The organism is Haloarcula salina (assembly GCF_049603855.1).
Lineage (GTDB): Archaea > Halobacteriota > Halobacteria > Halobacteriales > Haloarculaceae > Haloarcula > Haloarcula salina_A.
Genome location: NZ_CP187146.1, coordinates 167,738 through 185,405 on the forward strand (window position 1 = coordinate 167,738; position 17,668 = coordinate 185,405).

A 17,668-nucleotide genomic window follows, 5' to 3' on the forward strand; every position below is an offset into this window, starting at 1 on the left:
GGCCCGCAGCGCCCCGGCCGCTACTGGCCGGTGGTGTCGGCGTCGAGGTCGAACTCGAAGCGCGCGCCGCCGCGCTCACCGTCGGTGACGGATACCGCCCAGCCGTGGGCCTCCGCGATGGCGCGGACGATGTAGAGGCCGAATCCCGTCCCGTCGGCCACAAGCGACGCACCGGGATCGAACACCCACTCGCGGTCCTCGGGGTCGATGCCCCGGCCGTCGTCCTCGACGGCGAATCCTTCCGCCGTCGCCTCGACGCGGACCGTCACGCGCTCGTCGCTCACCGGCCCGTGAGTCACGGCGTTGGCGAAGACGTTCTCGAACAGGCGGAGCAGTCGCTCCTCGTCGGCGTCGACCAGTATCGGCGCCGGCGGTTCGAGTACCGCGCCGTCGGTCTCGACGTGGCTCCAGGCCGCCTGCGCTACCGCGGCGAGGTCGACGGTCACCTCGTCGGTGGCGAGGGTCCCTTCTCTGGTCGCGGTCCGGATGTCCTCGATGATGGCTTCCAGGCGGTCGAGCCCCGCTTTGGCGGCCTCGACGTGCTCTGACGGCGACGCTTCGGCCGCCAGTTCGAGGTGCCCGCTGGCGACGGCGAGCGGCGTCCGGAGGTCGTGTGCCAGCAGGTCCGCGAACTCGGTCAGGCGGTCGTTCTGCCGCTCCAGATGCCACTCGCGCTCCAGTCGCTCGGTCACGTCGCGCCCCGTCCCGCTGAACCCCAGAACCGTGCCGTCCTCGTCGGTGATGAGCTGGCCGCTGAGTTCGAACGTCACGGGCCCTTCCGTCGTCTCGGCCCTCGCCTCGACGATGGTCCAGCCGGACTCGAAGATGTCGGCGAGCGCGGCCTCCACGTCGGGACGGTCCGCCGCGACGAAGAACTCGGTCGGGGCCATCCCCTCCAGCTCCGCGTCCGTCTTGTCGAACAGCTCGTTCAGCCGCGCGTTCCAGTAGAGGAGTTGTCCGTCGGCGTCGTAGACGTAGAAGACGTCGTCGAGCGTGTCAAGCGCCTCCATCAGGACCCGACACCGGTCTTCCATGCGTCAGCTAGGCTGTCAGAGGATATAACGATTCATGTGGGTAACTCGACGAACCCGCGCCATAGCGGGCCGATGGGCTCGATCTCTCGGCTCAGTTCTCGCTCGTCGGCCGGTCGGCCCGGTGCTCGCTGATGATCTGGTCGACCATCTCCGCGTTTCGCTCCTTGCGCCGGTCGGCGGCCCGCTCCTCCCAGTCCTCGATGGCGGCCTCGACCTCGCGCTCGCGGGCGACGGCCAGTTCGTCGACCTCCTGGACGGTGACGAGGTCGGCCGGTGCGACCGGCACGTCGTGATCGAACAGCACCTCGTCGGCCGCGTCCGAGAGGTTCCCCGTCCGCAGGACGAGTTTCGGGTCGATGTCGGCGAGTCGCTGGGCCGTCGACCGGCCAGCGCCGGAGGCGTCACGGAACAGGATCACGTCGTCCGCCACGAGGCCGAAGCGCTCGTCGGCGTCGTCGATGGCGTCGCGCGTGAACTGCTCGACGACCTTCACGGGCGTCAGCCCCTCGCGCTTCTCGGACACGTCGGCGAAGTTCGAGTGGTCGAGCTTCCACAGCTCCTTCAGTCGTTCGAGCTTGTCGGCCAGCGCCTCGCGCTTCTCCGCTTCTTCCTCGACCTTCCGCTCCAGCGCGTCGTTGCGCCGCTGGAGCCGCGTCACCTCGCGTTCCTTTCGGACCTCGCGGCGCCCCTCGCTGCGGGCCTTCTCCAGTTGCGACTCCGTCTCGGCGATGCGCTCGTCCTTCTGCTGGATCGTGTCCTTGAGGTCGTCGACGTGTGACTCCAGCCGGTCGATGCGGGCCCGCAGTCGCTTGATCTCCTTCTCGTCCTCCGTGAGTTCACGGGGCTCGTGGGCGGTGGTCTCTTCGGCCTCGCTCTCGTCGTCGTCGAGGTCCCGGAGCACGGCCTCGACGGACTCCTCGCCGGCGACGACGCGGTCGACGACCGTCCCCACGTCGAACTGCGGCGGGACCTTGCTCGCTATGCGGTCGAACTGGTCGGCGTGGTGGTCGAAGGCGGACAGCGCCGCGGCCATCGCGTCGCGCTCGTGGTCGTTGTCGTAGGCCTCCTCGCGGGTCCGGTGTTTCTTCTCGTCGACCGGCAGGTCCCGATTGGGCTCCCACCCGGCGGCGCTGAACGACCGGCGGAGCTTCTCGACCGTCTCTGGCATCGGCGTCACGTCGGCCGCGACGACCACGGGGCGGCCCCGCTCGATGATCCACTCCGTGGTCGCGGCCGTGTCGTCGGTCCGCGAGGAGTACACGTCCAGAACGGTGCCGTCGAGGGAGACGACGGCGACGGCCGTCGTCGTGCCGGGATCGACGCCGACGACGACGTGGTCGCGGCGCTTGGCCAGCGGTCGGAACTCGATGCCGTCGCGGCGCTGGCGCTCGATCTCGACGCGGGTGTCGCCGGAGCGACTCGCCGACACCGGAATGTCCTGCGGTCGGGCCGACACCTCGAAGACGGCGTTCGAGAAGCCGCCGTACTTCTCGGTCGCGTCGCGGTCGTACGCCAGCCCCGCGGCGTCCAGTTCCGATTCGACCTCCCGGGCGCGCTTCTTGACCGCGCCGTGGATGCGCCGCGTGTAGCGGTCCTCGGACCAGCCGCCCTTCCCCGTCGAGCGGCCCCGCGAGACCTTCACCTCCGTCGTGTCGGTGAACGCCGACACCTCCTGGCCGACGTTGGCGGCGGCCAGTCTGGCGGCGGCCTCGGCTTCCTCCATCGGGTCCTTGCCGTAGGGGACGCCGTGGCGCTTGGCGACTCGCGAGAGCGGCTCTGGCCGCTCGTCGCCGGTCACCTGCACCAGCTTCGTCGCGTCGGGCAGCGAGCCCAGGAAGTGTATCAGCGCGTCCTTGTCGGCGGCCAGTTCGTACATGTTGTCCGTCGCGACGATGGCCGGCTCCTCGCCCTCGATGCGCCGGCGGAGCTTCCGGCGCGAGACCACGTCCCGCTCGATGGACTCGCCGTCGAAGACCGCCAGCGCGTAGGAGGGCGCGTCGCCGCGCACGTCGCCGCTCTGGATGTCGACCCCGAAGACGACCGCGTCGAGCGCTGCCGTGCGGTTCACGGACCGTGATAGGCGACGAGCGATTATAAATCCGTTCCGGGCTCGGCTGTGTGTTCGTTCGCAGTCGGGAGTGTCAACAGCCAGAAAGCCCCCGCATTCTCCGCTCCCGCGGCTCGCTGCGCGCGCTTCGCGTGCTTACTTCGCCGGGGTTCGCGGAGAATGCGGCCCCTTTCAGTCCCACCCACGTCGGCTGTACGGCCGGCCGGGACGCCCCGGCCGTCGAAAGCCATGCCGCCCCCGTCGTGTTGACCACCGGGACCACCAGACCCATTACCGCCGCCATTCCAGCCCGTGGTATGACTGCCACCGCGCTCCACTCGCTGGCTTCGGAGGCCGATTCTCGTGCCCACTGAACGCGAGAAGATGCTCGCCGGCGAGCGCTACGACCCGAGCGACCCCGACCTCGTCGCGCGGCGCGAGCGCGCCAATGAACTCACTCGCCGGTACAACGAGACCGACCCGGGCGACGACGCCGCGCGGCGAGACCTCCTCGCGGACCTGTTCGGCTCCGTCGGCGCGGACCCGCACGTCGAACCGCCGTTTCGGTGTGACTACGGCGAGAACGTCCACGTCGGGGACGGCTTCTACGCGAACTTCGACTGCGTCGTGCTGGACGTGTGTCGGGTCGAGGTCGGCGACGACTGCCTGCTCGGCCCCGGCGTCCACGTCTACACCGCGACCCACCCGCTCGACCCGGCAGAGCGACGCAGCGGGGCCGAGTACGGCAAGCCGGTGACGCTCGGCGACAACGTCTGGGTCGGCGGCCAGGCGGTCGTCAATCCGGGCGTCACGGTCGGCGACGACGCGGTGATCGCCTCCGGCGCGGTCGTCACCGACGACGTGCCGTCCGGCGTCGTCGTCCAGGGCAACCCCGCCGAAATCGTCCGCGAGGTCGACGCGAGCGGGCACTGATTTTTGTACCGTCCGCGTGACGTGTTCCCTATGTCACGCCGCGCCACTTACGCGCTCTGTCAGTTCCAGCAGCACCTCGGGCCGTCCGCGGACTCCCTCGACGTTCCCTGGGCCGAGTACACCGGCGACGCGACCGACCCGGCCACCTTCGAGGTCCCGACCTCCCGCCCGACCGACCCGTACGTCCAGATGCAGGTCTTCGACGTGGCGGACTTCGACCACGAGATCGTGGTCAACGGCGAGCCGCTGTCGGGCTTCGACATCGCGCCGGGCGAGGGCTGGCAGCTCTGGATGGACACGATCGGGCCCGAGAGGCTCCGCGTCGGCGAGAACACGCTCAAGTTCCGCCGCAACGCCGACTCCGACGACGCGTTCGTCGTCGGCTCGGTCACCGTCCACTGGAAACAGCCCGTCGAGTGACGGTATAAACGCGCGGCGAGGCGACACCCCTCCCGTGCCAACCGGTGACACAACGTTCCGCAAGTCCCGCCGCAGTACGGCGGTTTTCACCGCTCCGCGACTTTCGAGTGGTCGCGAAGCCGCATCCTCTAACCCCTACTTTTATATAGAACCACATACAATCTCAGTCTGATTATGAGCCAACGCCAGATGCAGGGCCAGCCGATGATCATCCTGGGAGAGGACTCCCAGCGGATGAAGGACAAGTCTGCACAGGAACACAACATCTCGGCCGCTCGCGCGGTCGCCGAGTCGGTACGCTCGACGCTCGGCCCGAAGGGGATGGACAAGATGCTCGTCTCCTCGATGGGTGACGTGACCGTCACGAACGACGGCGTCACCATCCTCTCGGAGATGGACATCGACAACCCGACGGCCTCGATGATCGTCGAGGTCGCGGAGACACAGGAGGACGAGGCCGGCGACGGCACCACGTCCGCCGTCGCCATCGCGGGCGAACTCCTCAAGAACGCCGAGGACCTCCTCGAACAGGACATCCACCCGACGGCCATCATCAAGGGCTTCAACATGGCCGCCTCGCAGGCGAAAGACGAACTCGACGACATCGCCACCGAGGTCGACCCCGACGACGAGGAACTTCTCAAGAAGGTCGCCGAGACCTCGATGACGGGCAAGGGCGCGGAGCTCAACAAGGAACTGCTCGCCCAGATCATCGTCGACGCGGTCAACGCCGTCACCGTCGAGGCCGAGGACGGCTCCGTCATCGCCGACCTCGAGTACCTCAACATCGAGACCCAGACCGGCCGCTCGGCCGGCAACTCCGAGCTCCTCGAGGGTGCGGTCATCGACAAGGACCCCGTCCACGAGGAGATGCCCACCGACTTCGACGACGCCGACGTGCTGCTCGTCGACACCGCCATCGAGCTCGACGAGACCGAGGTCGACGCGCAGCTCTCCGTCGACGACCCGAGCCAGCTCCAGAACTTCCTCGACAAGGAAGAGGAGCAGCTCAAGCAGATGGTCGACCAGATCGCCGACACCGGCGCTGACGTCGTCTTCTGCCAGAAGGGCATCGACGACATGGCCCAGCACTACCTCGCCCAGAAGGGTATTCTCGCTGTGCGCCGCGCCAAGAAGTCCGACATCGAGTTCCTGAAGGAGGTCCTCGGCGCGCGGATCGTCTCCGACCTCGACTCCGCGACCGCGGAGGACCTCGGCCACGGCTCCATCTCGCGCGACGAGAACGAGGGCCTGTTCTACGTCGAGGGCAGCAACGAGGACGCCCACGGCGTCACCCTGCTGCTGCGTGGCTCCACCGACCACGTCGTCGACGAACTCGAGCGCGGCGTGCAGGACGCGCTCGACGTGGTCGCCTCCACCGTCGCCAACGGCAGCGTCCTCGGTGGCGGCGGCGCCCCCGAGGTCGAGGTCGCTGCGCGACTGCGCGACTACGCCGACGGCGTCGAGGGCCGCGAGCAGCTCGCCATCGAGTCCTTCGCCGACGCGCTGGAGATCATCCCGCGCACGCTCGCCGAGAACGCCGGCCTCGACAGCATCGACACGCTCGTCGACCTGCGCGCCGCCCACGAGGACGGCGACGTCAGCGCCGGCCTCGACGTGTTCACCGGCGACGTCGAGAACACGCTCGACGCCGGCGTCGTCGAGCCGACTCACGCCAAGCGCCAGGCCATCTCCTCGGCTGCCGAGGCTGCGAACCTGGTCCTCAAGATCGACGACATCATCGCGGCCGGCGACCTCTCGACCTCCGGCGACGGAGACGAGGGCGCCGGCGGCCCCGGCGGCGCGCCCGGCGGCATGGGCGGCATGGGCGGCGGTATGGGCGGCATGATGTAAGCGAGGTTCTGACCAACGCGAAGAACCTCGGTATTGCGAGCGGGGAACGCAGTGACCCGCGAGCAGGGTAGGGCCGAGCGGAGCGAGGGCCTACCTCACGGCCGAGCGGCGGAAGCCGCGAGGCAAGCGAGGGGCCGAACGAAGTGAGGGCCCTCGCAGACAGCACCGACCTCCGAATCGAAGTGCGGCTAGCGGACGCCGCGCACCACACTTCTCGTTCAGAGACGCTACGGATAGCGTCTCGCTCGCCCTGTCGACCGCCTCGCCCCATCACCGACGGGGTCCGTGGTGGGAATCTGGGCCTCGATATCGAACGGTGAAACGGGAGAAACTATTACCGTGTTCCCTGTTCAAGCACCGGTGTCCCAGTCCGCCCGGGGGTGGCGACTGGTGACCTCCAGGGTGTGGCACCCATTTCGTTTCCGTTTTCCGACCGCCGAGCCCGCGGCCCGGTCAATCGCGCGACCGGGGGCCGGCGACGTGGAAGTATAAGTGCCGCGGCGTTCCAGCCTTCACCATGCAGACGCTGCTTCTCGGTCCCGACGCCGTCGAGGAACACGCCGCGATGGCGGCCGTCATCGAGGCGGTCGCGGACGCGTTCGCCGCCGACGCGCGAGGCGAGACGATCATGCCGGCGAAGTCCTACATCGACCTCCCCCAGTACAACGGCGACTTCCGCTCGATGCCGGCCTACGTCGCCGCCGAGACGTGGGACGCCGCCGCGGTCAAGTGGGTCAACGTCCACACGGACAACCCCGCCGACCACGACCTGCCGACGGTGCTGGGGACGCTCATCTACTCCGACCCGGAGACGGCGTTCCCGCTCTCGGTGATGGACGGCACGGTCCTCACGCGCCTGCGGACCGGGGCCGCGGCCGCCGTCGCGACCGACCACCTCGCCGTCGCCGACGCGGACTCGCTCGGACTCGTCGGCGCGGGGACGCAGGCCTACACGCAACTGGAGGCCATCGCCGAGGTGCGCGACATCGAGACGGTGGTCGTCGCCGACCGGAGCGAGGAGAAACAGCGCGCGTTCGTCGACGCCTTCGACGACCAGTACGACGTTCGCGCGGGGAGCATTGAAGACGCCGCCGGCTGTGACGTGCTGTCGACGATCACGCCGGTCGAGTCGCCCATCGTCGAGCGCGAGTGGCTGGGCGAGCGGACCCACGTCAACGCCGTCGGGGCCGACGCCGCCGGCAAGCACGAGCACGACGACCAGACGTTGCTCGACGCGAAACTGGTCATCGACGACTTCGAGCAGTGCACCCACTCCGGCGAGATCAACGTCCCCTGGAGCGAGGGCGTCCTGACCGACGACGACCTCTACGGGGAACTCGGGGACGTCGTCGCCGGCACGCTCGACGGCCGGACCGACGCGGACGGCCTCACCGTCTTCGACTCGACGGGGCTGGCCATCCAGGACGTGGCCGCGGCTCACGTCGTCTACGAGCACGCCAGCGAGGCCGGCGACGGGACGGGCTTCTCGCTCGTCGGCACCGACGCGACCTGACTACGACGGCGTGAGCGCGTCGGTGATCTTCGAGATGAGCCAGACGATGACGAGGAACGGGAGTAGCGGGAACAGCAGGACGAGCAGCCCGAGGAACATCCCCCAGCCGAACACGTCCATCTCCTCGTCGCGGTGGGGCCGCGACCCCGGCGTGACGGTTCGAAGCGCCTCCGGCAGTAGCGAGCGGTCCTGCGTGTCGTCGTCCGCTGAGTCGGCCATACCTGATCTTGCGTTGAAACGTGTATAAGCCTAGGCCCGATTCACATCGCGCCGGCGACGCCGCTGCCGATGGCGGCCCCGCACTCGCCACAGGCCACGAGGTAGAACCGTTTGGAGGCCGTGAAGAAGCCGGTCGTCGAGTCCATGTCGAGGAACTCCACGTCGTCCTGGTCGGTCATCTCCGCGTCGCACTCGGGACAGTGGACCATCAGGCCGCACCCCCGTTTGACTTCGCACCGGCGACGCCGCTGCCGATCGTCACGCCGCAGGTCGCGCAGTTAGCCGTGTAGAACCGCTTGGAGGCTTTGATGAAGCCCACCGCGGAGTCCACTTCGACGAACTCGATGTCGTCGACCGTTTCGAGCGAGGCTTCACAGTCAGGGCAGTGAACCATACACTCGTCTCTCAGATCGAATCCACGAAAGCTTTGTGTCGGTCGTTCGGCCCTGTCCCCGTCTCACGCGTGTGGGCTCACTCCGTCTCTGTCGCCAGCGCCTCCCCGAGTTCGAGCGTGATCGACACCTCGACGGGAGCCGTTCCCGGCGCGGTCGACTGGTCGGTGTAGTCGAGCGCGAACAGGTACTCGCCACGCGCCAGTTGCTCCGTCACGGACGCGTCCGTCACACCGACGCGACTGTACGCCGAGACGACCGACACGTCGCGGGCTCCGTCCTGATACCGGTCGTAGGCGTCGCGTTCGAACACGAGGCAGTCGACGGGCGTCTCCCCGTGGACCGACACCTCGTAGTCGAGGAAGTCGCCGCTCGCCCGCTCGGAGTTGGTGAGCGCGACGGCCTGGAACTCGCCCGGTTCCAGCGTCGCCGTCCCCTCCCACTGGAAGGAGCGAAACGCCCGCCGCTCGTCTCCGGGGTAGTCGTCGGCGTGGTCCGGCGCGCCGTCGCCGTCGCGGTCCGGGCGGGGCGTCGGCGTCGAGGAGTCGCCGAAGCCGACACAGCCGCTACCGAGCGCGCACACTCCCGCCACGAACCCCCGGCGCGTCAGTCTCATCGGCGCTCGCGGCTCCCGGGGGACGGCATTCGGACGCAGTCGGTCGTCCCGGTCACGCCTCGTCTCCCTCCTCGCCGAGGTCCGTGACGTCGGCGTACACAGCGTAGGCGGACTCGGCGGCGGCCGGCGACTCGATCGGAATCGCGTGCAACCGAAAGTCCCGCGGCCCGTCGACCGTCTCCCGGGTCACCTCCCAGACCGTCGTCTCCCCGGCGCGCGTTCGTTCGGTGATCTTCCGCGCTCGCTCGGCCTGCGCGTCGGTTCCCGTCACGAGGTCGTCCAGATTCTGCCCGATGGGGTCCGTCCTCGTGGGGACGAACAGGGCTTCGAACGCGGGGTTGACGCTCTGGATGATCGGCACGCCGTCTTCGAGCGTGACCGACACGATGGCGTTCGGCGTGTGCGTGAACAGCACCTCGTACCGTCGCGTCGTCTCGGCCGCCCGCCGTTCGGCCCGCCGCTGTGCCACCGCGTTCCTGAGCCGGTTCGCGAGCAGTTCGTACTGCTTCGTCCCGCGCTGCTTCTGCAGGTAGTCAGTCACGCCGGCCGATATCGCCTCGCTGGCGACCGCCTCGCTCCCCTTCCCGGTGAACAGCACGAACGGGAGGTCAGGGTACTCCTCGCGGACGCGTCCGAGGAACTCGATACCGTTCGTGCGCGGCATCTCGTAGTCCGAAATAACGCAGTCGAAGGGCTCGCTCGCCAGTAGCGATAGTCCCTCGCTGGGCCGGTGGGCGGTCGTCACGTCGAACTGGTCGTCCCCGCGTTCGAGGACCGTCGCTGTCAGCGCAGCGAAATCGTGGTCGTCGTCGACGTGCAGGACGCGAATCTCGTCACACAAATTGACTGTACTGTTGCGATGTTCTCGGAAAAGCGTTCCGTCAAATCACGGGCTACTTACATGATCGATGCCGGACCGCACGGCGGCCGCCTCCCGAAGGGAAAGGTATAGCACCGTCGCTACCGGAAGTTGCCATATCATGACTACGACCGGTGAGGAACGCGAGCGGGGGTTCGACCACACGGAGATCGAACCCCGGTGGCAGCGCACGTGGGAGGACGCCGACGTGTTCCGGATCGCGGACGACGAGACGGACCCGGAGTACGTCCTGGCGATGTTCCCCTACACCTCCGGCGAACTCCACATGGGCCACGTCCGGAACTACACCATCACGGACGCCTTCGCCCGCTTCGAGCGGATGCGCGGCGAGAGCGTGCTCCACCCGATGGGCTGGGACTCCTTCGGCCTGCCCGCCGAGAACGCCGCCGAGGAGCGCGACACCAATCCCCGGGACTGGACGATGCAGTGCATCGAGTCGATGCGCGAGCAGCTGAAGGAGATGGGCTTTGGCTACGACTGGGAGCGCGAACTCGCGACCTGCGAGCCGGAGTACTACCGGTGGAACCAGTGGCTGTTCAAACAGTTCCGCGAGGCGGGGCTGGTCGAGCGACAGGCCGCCGAGCTGAACTGGTGTCCCTCCTGTGAGACGGTGCTGGCCGACGAGCAGGTCGAGGGCGAGGCCGAACTCTGCTGGCGGTGTGACACGCCCATCGAGCACCGCGAGATGGACCAGTGGTTCTTCACCATCACCGACTACGCCGAGGAGCTGCGCGCGGCCCTCGACGACCTCGACGGCTGGCCGAACAACGTCCGGGAGATGCAGCGCAACTGGATCGGCAAGCAGGAGGGCGCGAGCGTCGCCTTCGAGGTCGGCGACTACGGCGCGGTCGACATCTTCACCACGCGACTGGACACCATCCACGGGGCGACCTACTTCTCGCTGGCCCCCGGGCACCCGGTCGCCCAGCAGATCGCCGAGGACGACGAGGCCGTCGCCGAGTACATCGAGATGGCCGAGGACGCCGACGAGGACGACCTCGACGTGACCTCCGGTGTGTTCACCGGCGAGTACGCGACCAATCCTGCCACCGGCGAAGAGATTCCCGTCTACGTCGCCGACTACGTTCTGACCGACGTTGGGACGGGCGCGCTGTACGCCGTGCCGGCCCACGACGAGCGCGACCACGAGTTCGCCGAGGCCCACGACATCGACATCGTGCAGGTCGTCGAGCCGACGGACGACGCCGACGTCGACCCCGAGGACGTCGACGTGCAGGACGCGGCCTATCCCGAGGACGGCGTGCTCGTCAACAGCGGCGAGTTCGACGGCCTCACCAGCGAGGAGGCTCGCGACCGCTTCGTCGAGGAGTTCGACGGCGAGCACCGTACGGAGTACAACCTCCGGGACTGGGGCATCTCCAGGCAGCGCTACTGGGGCACACCGATCCCGATGATTCACTGCGACGACTGCGGCTACGTCGAGGTCCCGGACGAGGACCTCCCCGTCGAACTGCCGGAGTTCGTCCACACCACGGGGAACCCGCTCGACGCCGCCGAGGAGTGGAAACAGGTCGACTGTCCGGACTGCGGCGGCGACGCCGTCCGCGAGACGGACACGATGGACACGTTCGTCGACTCCTCGTGGTACTTCCTGCGCTACACCTCGCCGGACCTCGGCGACGCCCCGTTCGACGCCGAGCGGGCGAGCGACTGGATGCCCGTCGACCAGTACGTCGGCGGCATCGAACACGCCGTCATGCACCTGCTGTACGCCCGCTTCTTCACGAAGGTGCTCGACGACCTCGACATGGTCGACGGCGTCCGCGAGCCCTTTACGAACCTCACGAACCAGGGGATGGTGCTCGGCGAGGACGGCAACAAGATGTCCAAGAGTCTCGGCAACGGCGTCTCGCCACAGCGCATCATCGAGGAGTACGGTGCTGACACGGCCCGGCTGTTCATCATGGAGGCCGCCCAGCCCGAGAAGGAGTTCGCCTGGAGCCCCGAGGGCGTCCAGTCGGCCCACAGCTTCCTCCAGAACGTCTACACGCTGGCCGAGGAGTACGCTGACGGCGAGGTAGGTGGCGAGGCGCGGAGCGCTTCGGAAACCGAGAGCGCCGGCGACGCCGACGAAATCGCCGACTACGTCGCCCGCGAGATCGACGCCACCGCCGCGAAGGCGACGGCGGAGTTCGAGGACTTCCGCTTCAACCACGCGCTCCAGGCCGTCCGCGAGATGGTGTCGCTGCTGCGCCGCTACCGCGAGGCGACGACGCCCGACGCCGAGACGTTCGAGCGCGGCCTCACGACCGCGGCGAAACTGCTCGCGCCGGTCGCGCCCCACGTCGCCGAGGAGATGTGGGACGCCCTCGGCGGCGACGGCCTCCTCGCCGAGGCCGAGTGGCCGGCGGCCGAGGCCCCCGACGGCTACGACATCGAGCGCCGCCTCGTCGAGAACACCCGCGAGGACGTCCGCGACATCGTCGACACCGTCGGTATCGAGGACCCCCAGACCATCACGCTCGCCGTCGCGCCAGCGTGGAAACACCGCGTGCTCGACCTCGCGCGCAACGCCGACGGCAACGTCGTCGGGACAGTCATGCAGGACGAAGACCTCCGCGAGCACGGCGAGGCCGCGGCGGACTTCGCCAAGGAACTCGCGGGCCGGGCGCAGTCGCTCGACGAGCAACTGCCGCCCGAACGCGAGCGCGAGGCGCTCGAACGCGCCGCGTGGCTCGTCGAACGGGAGTTCGGGGCCGAGGTCGTCGTGCAGGGGCCCGACGAGGCCGCCCCGGATCTCGTGGGCAAGGCCGGGCCGGGCCGACCGGCCATCGACATCGCCGAGTGAGGCGCTCGCGCCCGCCGACTCGCAGGCGTCCTATTCGGCGCTGATCAGCCCGGTGTCGACCAGGTCTTCGTAGACGTTCGCCGCGTGGCCGTCGGGCGCGACCCGCTCGTAGACGCCGACTACCTGTTCTTGCGCGATGACGAACGTCGTCCGCTGGGCCCGCCCCTCGGCCAGTTCCACGTCGAACGCCGCCGCGATCCGGCCCTCGGGGTCGGCGAGCAGGTCGAACGAGAGGTCCTCGTTCTCGGCGAACTCGCGGTGGCTCGCGACGCCGTCCGTCGACACGCCGTACAGTTCGACGCCGGCTTCCGCGAACTGCTCGGCGTGGGTCTCGAACTGGTTCGCCTCGATCGTACAGCCGGGCGTGTCGTCCGCCGGATAGAAGAACAGCACCGTGGGCCGCTGAAACCCGGGCTGGACGGGGTCGCCGCGCTGGTTCTCCGCGCGTATCGTCGGCACGTCGGTTCCCGGTTCCAGCGCCATCGTCAGTTCACGGGGATGTCCGTCCCCTCGTCGTCGCTGTCGCTCGTGACCTTCCCCAGCCTGACCGTGAGGACGCCGTCCTCGTAGCTCGCCGTGGTCTCGGCCTCGTCGACCGCCTCCGGAAGCGGAATCGAGCGACTGAGCGACTGCTCGCGGCGCTCGCGCTGGACGTAGTGGCCGTCGCTCGTCTCGCGCTCCTCGCTTGCCGAGGCGCTGATCGTGAGCTTGCGGTCCTCGACCAGTTGCACGTCGATGTCTGCGCTGTCGTAGCCGGGCAGGTCCGCGTGAACGACGAACGCGTCGCCCTCGTCGATCACGTCGACCGGGATGGAGCCGAGGTCGACGCCGAACTGCTCGCCCAGCATGTCGAACGCGCGCTCGATCTCCGAGAACGGGTCTCTGTCTGACATGATCGACGGTACGAGTGCCCGGAACTTAAGCCTAAAACGGAGACGGCGGTCAGTTGATGACCGTCTCGGAGTCGTACGATCCCAGCCGGCGCACCCAGCCGCCCTCGGCGATGGCCTCGATGTCGGCGAGTGCGTCCTGCGTGCGCTCCTCGTAGAGGCCGGCGGCGATGTCGATGTGGAAGACGTAGTCGCCCAGTCGCTCGCCGCTGGGGCGGGACTCGACGCGCGTGAGGTTGATGTCGCGGTCGGCGAAGGGCTCCAGCAGCTCCAGCAGCAGGCCGGGGTAGTCCACGTCGGGGTAGACGATGAAGGAGGTCTTCCCGCCGGCCTCGGCGCGCTCGCTCGTCGGCGCGACGACGACGAAGCGGGTGGCGTTCGAGGACTGGTCCTGGATGTCCTCGGCGAGCACCTGCAGTTCGGTCCCGTTGGTGGCGTTCTCCGGGTGGCCGATGGCCGCGACGCTCGGGTCCTCGCGGGCGCGCTCGACGCCGCGGGCCGTCGAGGCGACGGCCTCCACGTCGACCCCGGGGTAGTGCTCGTCGAGCCAGCCGCGACACTGGGCCAGCGCCTGCGCGTGGCTGGCGACGAGACTGAACGAGTCGCCCTGTGCCAGCAGGGCGTGGCGGATCGGCGTGATGATCTCCTTGACGACGGCGACGTCGTACTCCGCGAAGGCGTCCAGCGACTCCGTCACCGACCCCTCGATGCTGTTCTCGACGGGGACGACGCCGCGCTCGGCCTCGCCCTCGGCGACGGCCTCGACGATGGCGGTCACCGACTCGGCGAACGACACCTCGTCGTCGGTGACTGCCTGTGCGGCGCGGTGCGAGTAGGTCCCCGCGGGACCGAGCGTCACGGTGGTCATACCCCCGGATACTCCGCTGGGGAGTAAAAGAACCGCGGTCCGGCCCTCGGCTGTCCTCACAACTGGCGGCCCGCGCGCCGGTCGCGTCAGGACAGGCGCGCCAGTTCCTCGTCGGTGAGGTCGATTGCGCTCGCGGCGACGTTCTGTTCGAGGTGCGCGAGGTCGCTGGTCCCCGGAATCGGTAGCGTCACGTCCGAGTGCCCCAGCAGCCACGCCAGCGCGATCTGGTACGGCGTCGCGTCGTGGCGCTCCGCGATCTCGTCGATGCCGTCCACGCCGGCGAGGTCGCCCGCCCCGAGCGGGAACCACGGGATGAAGCCGATGCCGTACTCCTCGCAGGCTTCGAGCACGTCCTCGTCGTCGCGGTGGGCGACGTTGTACTGGTTCTGAACCGTCGCCACGTCGACGACGTCGCGGGCCCGGTCCAGTTCCTCGACCGTGACGTTCGAGACGCCGATGTGACGGATCAGCCCCTCGTCTTTCAGTTCCGCGAGCGCGTTGAGCGAGTCCGCAAGCGGCGTGTCGGGGTCGGGTCGGTGGAGCTGGTAGAGGTCGATTGGGTCCATCCGCAGGCGGTCCCGCGAGCAGAGCTGCGCGTTCCGCAGGTAGTCCGGGTCGCCGTGGGCCAGCCAGTCGGCGTCCGTGTTGCGCAGGAGCCCGCCCTTCGTCGCGACGACGAGGTCCTCGCGCTCGGTGTCGAGCGTCTCGCCGATGAGGCGCTCCGAGACCCCGGGACCGTAGGAGTCCGCGGTGTCGATGAAGTCGACGCCCAGGTCGACCGCCCGTTCGAGCACCTCGCGGGCGTTCTGCACGTCGTCGGGCTCGCCGATGATGTCCTCGCCGGTGAGACGCATCGCGCCGAAGCCGAGTCGATGCACCGTGCGGTCACCGCCGATGTCGAACGTGTCGCTCTCGTTTGTGACCATAGGAGCACTGTCGTGGGCACGCCTGAAAACGGCGGTGCATGGCTCGGTCGCTTCCGGTACCGGTGGCCTCTATTCTGCGAGGGACGCTGGGGCTGGGGGGAGTGGACCGCAACAATTATCTCTCGAATCAGTTAGAAAATCCAACACGATGGGCGCATACTTTTTTCACGAAGCGAGAGCGAAGAACCTATCGTATGTCCGGAACTCCGCAAGTGACTGACTCGTCAGCGTTCAAGAAGGGTTCACTCGGCCTGCAAGTCGTCCTGTTCGTCGTGACTGGAACGCTCTATGGCCTGTACTGGCTGTACAAGACTGCCAAACAACTCGACGAGGGGACGGACCAGAGCCTGTCTCCCATCCTGGCGGTTATTCCCATCGTCAACATCATCGGCATCTGGCAGATCTCGAACGCGGCCGAGGCCGTCACCGATCAGAGCGGCGTGGTCCTGTTCGTGCTGTTCGTCGTCTTCGGCCCCATCTCGTGGTTCCTGATTCAGTCGGGCATCAACGACGTCGCGGCCAACTGAGACCGTCCGAGGTCGTTTTTCACGGGCGAATCGCCGCTACTGATAGTTTCTACCGCACCGATAGCGCTGTTCGTCGCCGCTCACTCGCTGTCGCGGTGGCACAGCGCGAGTCGGACGAGGAGCTAGCGCGAGGCAAAAAAGATCGTGACGCTGGCGGCGAAGGCAAACAGCGACACCCCGGCGACCGACACGCCGAAGCCGGAGTCGACGAAGGGGTTCCGTCCCATCGCTGCGATGTGCGGCGACACCCCGTCACCGCCGCCCAGGCCCACGGCGAACAGGCCGAGCAACAGCGCCAGCGCGCCGCCGTCACCGGGTGTGGATCGCCTCGCCACGGGCGGCCGCGGCGGCCTCGTGGACCGCTTCCGAGAGCGTCGGGTGGGTGTGGATCGTTCCGACCACGTCTTCGAGGCGCGCACCCATCTCGATTCCCAGCCCGAGTTCGGCGATCAGCTCCGAGGCCTCCGGGCCGACGATCTGCGCGCCCAGCAGGAACTCCTCGTCGGCGTCCGCGACGACGCGGACGAAGCCCTCTCGCTCGTCGACGGTGAGCGCCCGCCCGCTGGCCCGCAGCGGCATCTGCCCGACGACCGTCTCGAAGCCGGCGGCTTCGGCCTCGGCCTCGGTCATCCCGACCGTGCCAATCTCCGGATCGGTGAACACCGCGGCGGGGATGGCCTGGTGGTCGAAGGCGGCCGGCTCGCCGGCGGCCACCTCTGCGGCGACGTTCCCCTCGGCCATCGCTTTGTGCGCGAGCATCGGTTCGCCCGCCACGTCGCCGACGGCGAAGACGCTCTCGACGGCCGTCCGACACTCGTCGTCGGTGGCCAGGACGCCGTTCTCGTCGGGCTGGAGGTCGAGCGCATCGAGGTTCAGCGTCTCCGTGACCGGTTCGCGGCCGACGGCGACCAGACACCGGTCGGCGTTGTACTCGGTGATCTCGTCGTCTTCGTCGGTGGTCTGGACGCGGATCCCCTCGTCCGTCTCCTCCCAGTCGTGGGCCGCCTCGCCGAAGTTGAAATCGACGCCCAGGTCGGTCGCGCGCTCGCGGACGACGGCCGCTACGTCGTCCTCGTAGCCGGGCAGCACGTCGTCCAGCATCTCGACGACGGTGACCTCCGCCCCGAGCTTCGCGAACACCGTCGACAGTTCCATGCCGATGTAGCCCGCGCCGACGACGACCAGTTTCTCGGGGACGGTGTCGAGCGCCAGCGCGTCCTTCGAGGAGAGGATTCGCTCGCCGTCGAACGCGAAGCCCGGCACTTCCATCGGCCGACTCCCGGTCGCGACGACGGCGTGCTCGAAGGCGATGGACTCCGAGCCCTGGCCCTCGCCGCCGTGGGCGACTCTGACGGTCTCGTCGTCGACGAACTCGGCGGTCCCTTCGACCAGTTCGACGCCGGCGCTCTCACACAGCGACTCGACGCCCCGCGTCAGGCGGGTGACCACGCCGTCTTTCCACTCGGTGAGGCCGGCCATGTCGACGGCCGGTTCGGCGAAGACGCCCATCTCCTCGCCGTGTCTGGCGTCGTGGGCCACGTCCGCGGCCGAGATGACCGCCTTCGACGGGATGCAGCCGTGGTTCAGACACGTCCCTCCGTAGGCGTCGCGTTCGACGAGCGTCACGTCGAGGCCAAGCTGTGCGCCGCGGATGGCGGCGACGTAGCCGCCCGGTCCGCCGCCGATGACGAGCAGTTCGGTTCCAGTGGTAACGTCTCCGACGACCATAGCGGCTCCTCG

19 protein-coding genes are annotated in these 17,668 nt (G+C 68.5%); 6 read left to right on the plus strand and 13 right to left on the minus strand.

Annotated elements, in window-relative coordinates:
* Positions 1–20 precede the first annotated feature (20 nt).
* On the minus strand, positions 21–1,034 hold the full coding sequence (locus ACOZ4I_RS00925) for a sensor histidine kinase (RefSeq protein WP_424002114.1): 1,014 nt from the start codon (positions 1,032–1,034) through the stop codon (positions 21–23).
* 91 nt (positions 1,035–1,125) lie between these two features.
* Complete coding sequence (locus ACOZ4I_RS00930) at positions 1,126–3,102, minus strand: DUF460 domain-containing protein (RefSeq protein ID WP_424002116.1); 1,977 nt, start codon at positions 3,100–3,102, stop codon at positions 1,126–1,128.
* A 342-nt stretch (positions 3,103–3,444) separates the two neighbouring features.
* Between ACOZ4I_RS00930 and ACOZ4I_RS00935 the strand changes: the two genes are divergently transcribed.
* The 4 genes from ACOZ4I_RS00935 to ACOZ4I_RS00950 all read left to right on the plus strand — a co-directional run bounded on the left by ACOZ4I_RS00935 (position 3,445) and on the right by ACOZ4I_RS00950 (position 7,801).
* Positions 3,445–4,014: a sugar O-acetyltransferase gene (locus ACOZ4I_RS00935; protein WP_424002118.1), complete on the plus strand. Its 570-nt coding sequence runs from the start codon at positions 3,445–3,447 to the stop codon at positions 4,012–4,014.
* A 30-nt stretch (positions 4,015–4,044) separates the two neighbouring features.
* The gene (locus ACOZ4I_RS00940; protein WP_424002120.1) at positions 4,045–4,434 is read left to right on the plus strand and encodes a DUF7383 domain-containing protein; all 390 of its coding nucleotides are present in this window, start codon (positions 4,045–4,047) and stop codon (positions 4,432–4,434) included.
* A gap of 174 nt (positions 4,435–4,608) precedes the next feature.
* Positions 4,609–6,288, plus strand: coding sequence for a thermosome subunit beta (gene thsB, locus ACOZ4I_RS00945; protein WP_424002122.1), 1,680 nt, complete (start codon positions 4,609–4,611; stop codon positions 6,286–6,288).
* Between the two features lie 517 nt (positions 6,289–6,805).
* Entirely contained in the window at positions 6,806–7,801 is a 996-nt protein-coding gene (locus ACOZ4I_RS00950) for an ornithine cyclodeaminase family protein (protein ID WP_424002124.1), read from the plus strand.
* On the opposite strand, the gene ACOZ4I_RS00955 is transcribed toward ACOZ4I_RS00950, so the two are convergent.
* From ACOZ4I_RS00955 to ACOZ4I_RS00975, 5 genes are all read right to left on the minus strand, one after another.
* A complete protein-coding gene (locus ACOZ4I_RS00955) occupies positions 7,802–8,020 on the minus strand; it encodes a DUF7535 family protein (protein WP_424002126.1) in 219 nt (72 codons plus the stop codon).
* 41 nt (positions 8,021–8,061) lie between these two features.
* The gene (locus ACOZ4I_RS00960; protein WP_424002128.1) at positions 8,062–8,229 is read right to left on the minus strand and encodes a hypothetical protein; all 168 of its coding nucleotides are present in this window, start codon (positions 8,227–8,229) and stop codon (positions 8,062–8,064) included.
* Positions 8,229–8,414 (minus strand): hypothetical protein, encoded by a 186-nt coding sequence (locus ACOZ4I_RS00965; protein ID WP_424002130.1) that lies wholly within the window; start codon positions 8,412–8,414, stop codon positions 8,229–8,231. Before ACOZ4I_RS00965 ends, ACOZ4I_RS00960 begins: the two co-directional genes overlap by 1 nt.
* Positions 8,415–8,491: 77 nt before the next feature.
* Positions 8,492–9,028: a hypothetical protein gene (locus tag ACOZ4I_RS00970; RefSeq protein ID WP_424002132.1), complete on the minus strand. Its 537-nt coding sequence runs from the start codon at positions 9,026–9,028 to the stop codon at positions 8,492–8,494.
* Between the two features lie 52 nt (positions 9,029–9,080).
* Positions 9,081–9,869, minus strand: coding sequence for a response regulator (locus ACOZ4I_RS00975; RefSeq protein WP_424002134.1), 789 nt, complete (start codon positions 9,867–9,869; stop codon positions 9,081–9,083).
* A 139-nt stretch (positions 9,870–10,008) separates the two neighbouring features.
* On the opposite strand from ACOZ4I_RS00975, the gene leuS reads away from it, so the two are divergent.
* A complete protein-coding gene (leuS, locus tag ACOZ4I_RS00980; protein WP_424002136.1) occupies positions 10,009–12,717 on the plus strand; it encodes a leucine--tRNA ligase in 2,709 nt (902 codons plus the stop codon).
* Positions 12,718–12,747: 30 nt separating this feature from the next.
* On the opposite strand, the gene ACOZ4I_RS00985 is transcribed toward leuS, so the two are convergent.
* The 4 genes from ACOZ4I_RS00985 to ACOZ4I_RS01000 all read right to left on the minus strand — a co-directional run bounded on the left by ACOZ4I_RS00985 (position 12,748) and on the right by ACOZ4I_RS01000 (position 15,401).
* On the minus strand, positions 12,748–13,200 hold the full coding sequence (locus ACOZ4I_RS00985) for a peroxiredoxin (RefSeq protein WP_424002138.1): 453 nt from the start codon (positions 13,198–13,200) through the stop codon (positions 12,748–12,750).
* 2 nt (positions 13,201–13,202) lie between these two features.
* Positions 13,203–13,610 carry an Hsp20/alpha crystallin family protein gene (locus ACOZ4I_RS00990; RefSeq protein ID WP_424002140.1) on the minus strand — a complete coding sequence of 136 codons (408 nt, stop codon included), beginning with the start codon at positions 13,608–13,610 and terminating at the stop codon, positions 13,203–13,205.
* Positions 13,611–13,659: 49 nt separating this feature from the next.
* Positions 13,660–14,475: a prephenate dehydratase gene (gene pheA, locus ACOZ4I_RS00995; RefSeq protein WP_424002142.1), complete on the minus strand. Its 816-nt coding sequence runs from the start codon at positions 14,473–14,475 to the stop codon at positions 13,660–13,662.
* Positions 14,476–14,561: 86 nt separating this feature from the next.
* Positions 14,562–15,401: an aldo/keto reductase gene (locus ACOZ4I_RS01000; protein ID WP_424002144.1), complete on the minus strand. Its 840-nt coding sequence runs from the start codon at positions 15,399–15,401 to the stop codon at positions 14,562–14,564.
* 212 nt (positions 15,402–15,613) lie between these two features.
* Between ACOZ4I_RS01000 and ACOZ4I_RS01005 the strand changes: the two genes are divergently transcribed.
* The gene (locus ACOZ4I_RS01005) at positions 15,614–15,928 is read left to right on the plus strand and encodes a hypothetical protein (RefSeq protein ID WP_424002146.1); all 315 of its coding nucleotides are present in this window, start codon (positions 15,614–15,616) and stop codon (positions 15,926–15,928) included.
* 122 nt (positions 15,929–16,050) lie between these two features.
* Here the strand turns inward: ACOZ4I_RS01005 and ACOZ4I_RS01010 are convergent, their stop codons facing one another.
* Together ACOZ4I_RS01010 and lpdA are read right to left on the minus strand one after the other, a co-directional pair.
* Positions 16,051–16,263, minus strand: a complete 213-nt coding sequence (locus tag ACOZ4I_RS01010) for a hypothetical protein (protein WP_424002148.1) — start codon at positions 16,261–16,263, stop codon at positions 16,051–16,053.
* A complete protein-coding gene (gene lpdA / locus ACOZ4I_RS01015) occupies positions 16,238–17,656 on the minus strand; it encodes a dihydrolipoyl dehydrogenase (RefSeq protein ID WP_424002150.1) in 1,419 nt (472 codons plus the stop codon). Before lpdA ends, ACOZ4I_RS01010 begins: the two co-directional genes overlap by 26 nt.
* Between the last annotated feature and the right edge of the window lie 12 nt (positions 17,657–17,668).

What these genes read in the sequence shown, in the direction of transcription:
- ACOZ4I_RS00925 (WP_424002114.1), bottom strand. Translation starts at nt 1,034, where the DNA reads ATGGAAGACCGGTGTCGGGTCCTGATGGAGGCGCTTGACACGCTCGAC.
- ACOZ4I_RS00970 (WP_424002132.1), bottom strand. Translation starts at nt 9,028, where the DNA reads ATGAGACTGACGCGCCGGGGGTTCGTGGCGGGAGTGTGCGCGCTCGGT.
- ACOZ4I_RS00985 (WP_424002138.1), bottom strand. Translation starts at nt 13,200, where the DNA reads ATGGCGCTGGAACCGGGAACCGACGTGCCGACGATACGCGCGGAGAAC.
- leuS (WP_424002136.1), top strand. Translation starts at nt 10,009, where the DNA reads ATGACTACGACCGGTGAGGAACGCGAGCGGGGGTTCGACCACACGGAG.
- ACOZ4I_RS00990 (WP_424002140.1), bottom strand. Translation starts at nt 13,610, where the DNA reads ATGTCAGACAGAGACCCGTTCTCGGAGATCGAGCGCGCGTTCGACATG.
- ACOZ4I_RS00960 (WP_424002128.1), bottom strand. Translation starts at nt 8,229, where the DNA reads ATGGTCCACTGTCCCGAGTGCGACGCGGAGATGACCGACCAGGACGAC.
- thsB (WP_424002122.1), top strand. Translation starts at nt 4,609, where the DNA reads ATGAGCCAACGCCAGATGCAGGGCCAGCCGATGATCATCCTGGGAGAG.
- ACOZ4I_RS00950 (WP_424002124.1), top strand. Translation starts at nt 6,806, where the DNA reads ATGCAGACGCTGCTTCTCGGTCCCGACGCCGTCGAGGAACACGCCGCG.
- pheA (WP_424002142.1), bottom strand. Translation starts at nt 14,475, where the DNA reads ATGACCACCGTGACGCTCGGTCCCGCGGGGACCTACTCGCACCGCGCC.
- ACOZ4I_RS00940 (WP_424002120.1), top strand. Translation starts at nt 4,045, where the DNA reads ATGTCACGCCGCGCCACTTACGCGCTCTGTCAGTTCCAGCAGCACCTC.
- lpdA (WP_424002150.1), bottom strand. Translation starts at nt 17,656, where the DNA reads ATGGTCGTCGGAGACGTTACCACTGGAACCGAACTGCTCGTCATCGGC.
- ACOZ4I_RS00955 (WP_424002126.1), bottom strand. Translation starts at nt 8,020, where the DNA reads ATGGCCGACTCAGCGGACGACGACACGCAGGACCGCTCGCTACTGCCG.
- ACOZ4I_RS01000 (WP_424002144.1), bottom strand. Translation starts at nt 15,401, where the DNA reads ATGGTCACAAACGAGAGCGACACGTTCGACATCGGCGGTGACCGCACG.
- ACOZ4I_RS00965 (WP_424002130.1), bottom strand. Translation starts at nt 8,414, where the DNA reads ATGGTTCACTGCCCTGACTGTGAAGCCTCGCTCGAAACGGTCGACGAC.